2 protein-coding genes are annotated in these 3,803 nt (G+C 65.9%); one reads left to right on the top strand and one right to left on the bottom strand.

Annotated features, from left to right (window positions below):
- The first annotated feature begins 1,481 nt into the window (after positions 1-1,481).
- A complete protein-coding gene (locus NBZ85_RS28845; RefSeq protein WP_261560410.1) occupies positions 1,482-1,790 on the top strand; it encodes a hypothetical protein in 309 nt (102 codons plus the stop codon).
- A gap of 193 nt (positions 1,791-1,983) precedes the next feature.
- Here the strand turns inward: NBZ85_RS28845 and NBZ85_RS28840 are convergent, their stop codons facing one another.
- Positions 1,984-3,699, bottom strand: a complete 1,716-nt coding sequence (locus tag NBZ85_RS28840) for an MDR family MFS transporter (RefSeq protein WP_261560409.1) — start codon at positions 3,697-3,699, stop codon at positions 1,984-1,986.
- Positions 3,700-3,803 lie beyond the last annotated feature (104 nt).

The raw sequence follows: 3,803 nt of genomic DNA, 5'->3' as shown, positions 1-3,803 counted from the left end.
GCCTGGCCGCCCGCCCGCCACCCGCCACCGGAGCACCGCCGACGCGGCCGGGCGGCCAGGCAACCGGCAGCCCTTCCCTCCCGGTTCCCGAACGAGTCGGCTCCGCTGGTCCAGAGGCAAACGCCACCGGATCGAGGCTGGTCGCCGGGCATCCACAGAAGCGGATGCACCCGGACGGGTTTTTCGAACTTGCGCGCAAGACGACCGGAACCGGGCGAATCATACCTTCGGGCACTCACCAGGAAACCAGCACAGAAAGGAGAGGAATCAAGAATCCCGGACCCTTTCGGCCCCAGAAAGAAGCGGACGCCAGGACCTTTCTCCGTCATTATCCCCAGAGGGATTCGGGCGCGGCACGCCCACCGTCTTCCAGTTCCGGCGACTCCATCCGGGCGGGAGGATGACGGACTTCGACTGACGACGTCGTGGCAGCGAGAAACAATCACCACCGGGCGCGACGCGCGAACTATTTCAACAGATCGCCACCGGCAGTCACCTGCCGTGATACGCATCCAACGCCACCCCCGGGGCACACCGCGAGCGTGAACCTCCACCCAATCCCATTGCCTGCAGTCACAAGGAGTGCATCCGACGAAGACCGGTGGAGCATCGGAGCGCCTCGGAAGTCCGTTGCCGGCCACGTGGACTAACCACCCCGACGACTACCCTAGGTAATGATCGCTAGCGATCGGTAAGAATCTGGGCGCTCGCACATCCCATCCAGCCGCCTTCACCCCCGAGATTCGGAGAGCACAAGCTACCCGCGCACAGCAACAGACCACACGAAGGCCGGGGATACACGGCTGTGACGAGCCCCACGCACGAAGTGCATCCGTTGGTGGGCCGCGGCCCCCGGGTCGCATCCGGGGGTCGCGGCGATTGGCTTCATCCTCTGGGCAGAGGTTGCGAGAAGCCTCCAGAAGGTGGACGAGATCCAACCTCCGACTCTCACGATAGCAACTTGAAGTTCGAGAATCCCGCGATACTTCTCGATCAACGCGTCCACGGATCATCCGGCGACCACTTATCACACAGAAGCAAGCAGACTGATGTATTTAACTGCAAGCATGCGGCAGGTTCTTCGCACATGAGGCGCCGCAACACGCCCCACAGGATGCTTGCAGCAACATGAATACTGTGATAAAGGGCCACCTGGCGTTGACTGGGAGTCGCCTGCCGGCCAAGGGTCGAAAAACAGACCTTGCGGTCGATCGAACCGAAGCAAAGACACGCTTCCTCGTCCGACCTACTTGAAACGGTCCTCTTCGATGAACCCGGTAGAGTAGGCACATGTCGGCTGGACGGTCCCCGTCGCATCGTTCATCAGTACGGAAGGAACGAGGGGACGCCGCGTCCGGCATGTTCGGCGCAAGAAAGCCGAAGAACCTCTGGGCAGAGACGAGAGCGGTCGGCGCGCAGGAAGGAACCCCTTCAGATGCGACCAACCACAGGCAGCCTCTTGATGGAAGGATGAGATACCGATGCACGAAGATCCGGGGTCGTCGGGCCACCGGCCCCGCGCCCTTGGGGCGGTGGCACTCCTCGGGGTAGTCGCTTACCTGGTGATGACGCGAGATCCCATTGTCTTCGCCATGGTTCTCGCGGAGATCGCCCGCGCCACCCTGGCCGCCCACCTCGCCACCCGATCACGTGGGAAACCCTCATCCAGTCACGACGACGTCCCGCCGACGCCGATCTACCCGACCGAGCCGCCCCACACCGTCATCCACATCACCCATCGGATCGAAACGCTCTCGATCACGATCGAGCGCACTCCCCCGCGGCGGTAGTCGACTCCCGGGGCAGGCGTCCCACGGGCCAGCCGACCAGGTAGCGACAGCTTTCGGGTCCGTGGCATCCGATACCGATGTCGAACCACGACTCGCCCGTCACGGTCACGTCCTGTTGTCACCAACATTGGACGCGCACCGCGGCGGGCGAGTCGCATGTCCAGGGAGCAGGAAACGCTCGAGACCTCCAGGGCTAGTGAAGAGCCTTCGCCGCGTCCTGCGGGCCGCCCGACTCCGGCGCACCGGCTTCACCGGCAACGACGGCCGGGGTGACGACGTCAGGGGCCGCGGCGGTGTCCGCGACCGGAGCGGTGTCGGCGGCAGGGGCGACGGTGTCGGCGGCAGGGGCGACAGTGTCGGCGGTGTAGCGCATGCGGATTTCTGGGAGCAGCCAGGTCAGGGCGAAGGCGACCAGGCCGATCGGCACCGCGACCAGGAAGACCGTCTGCATCGAGTCCGAGAACGCCTGGACGAAGCCGTCGCGGATGTCCGGCGGCAGGGCGCCGATGACCTTCGGGCTGATGTTCGCCCCGGACGAGGCGAGCCCGGGCGGCAGCGGCAGGCCCGCCAGCTGCTCGTTGATGTTGCCGGCCAGCACGTTCGCGAAGATTGCCCCGAAGACGGCCGTACCGAACGAGCCACCGATGGAGCGGAAGAAGGTGGCACCCGAGGTCGCCACGCCCATCTGCCGGTGGTCGACGGAGTTCTGCACGGCGATGACGAGCACCTGCATCACCGAGCCGATCCCGACGCCGAGCACGAACATCGACAGCGCAAGCTGCCAGGTGGCGATGTCGGGGCTGATGAACGACAGCAGGAACAGGCCGATCGACATCACCGCGGTGCCGACGATCGGGAAGACCTTGTACCGGCCCCACTTGCTGATCAGCCGGCCGGAGGTGATCGAGCTGATCAGCAGCCCGCCCATGACCGGCAGCATCTGCAGGCCGGACTCGGTCGGGTCGACGCCCTTGACCACCTGGAGGAACAGCGGCAGGAAGATGATCGCACCGAACATCGCGAAGCCGACGACGAAGCCGATGGCACCGGCCGCCGAGAACACCCGGTTACGGAACAGCGACAGCGGCAGGACGGGCTCAACCGCCCGGCGCTCGGCAAAGACGAACGCGACGAGCAGCACAGCGCCCGCGATCCCCAGGCCGATGATCTCCGGCGAGCCCCAGCCGTAGGTGGTGCCGCCCAGGCTCGTCAGCAGCACCAGGCTGGTGGTCGCCCCGGCGAGCAGCACGGTGCCGAGATAGTCGATCACGTGCTTGATCCGGTTTTTCGTCGCCGGCAGAGCCAGCGCCGTGACCACCAGGGCGACCGCACCGACCGGCAGGTTCACATAGAAGACCCACCGCCACGACAGATGGTCCACGAACAGCCCGCCGAGCAGCGGGCCGATCACCGACGACACGCCGAACACGGCGCCGAACAGGCCCTGGTAACGGCCCCGGTCACGGGGTGGTACCACATCGCTGATGATGGTAATCGCGCCGATCATCAGGCCGCCGCCACCGAGGCCCTGCAGAGCGCGGAAACCGATGAGCTGGCCCATCGACGTGCTGGCGCCGGCGAGGACGGAGCCCACGAGGAACAGCACGATCGACACCTGGAAGAGGATCTTTCGTCCGTACAGGTCACCGAGCTTGCCCCAGACCGGCGTCGACACCGTGGAGGCGAGCAGGTAGGCGGTGACCACCCAGGACAGGTGGGTCGCCCCACCGAGATCACCGACGATCGTCGGCAGCGCCGTCGACACGATTGTCTGATCCAGCGAGGCCAGCAGAATCCCCAGGAGCAGGGCTCCCATGATGATCCACAGCCGGCGCTTGTCGGCGACCTGCACCGCGGACGCGTCGGCCGGGAGCTCGACACCGGAGGCGGACGCCTGGGCCTGGGCCATGACTAGCTCTCCTCGTGGTCGGGGCGGACGGTACAGGGGTCCGTCGTTGTCATCGGTGCAGCTCCTCTGGAGGGTTCGTGCGGTTGCAGGGGTGGGGGCGGTTA

The organism is Frankia tisae (assembly GCF_025403405.1).
Lineage (GTDB): Bacteria > Actinomycetota > Actinomycetes > Frankiales > Frankiaceae > Frankia > Frankia tisai.
The sequence above is the reverse complement of the archived record's forward strand: the minus strand, read 5'-3'. Positions and strand labels throughout refer to the sequence as shown.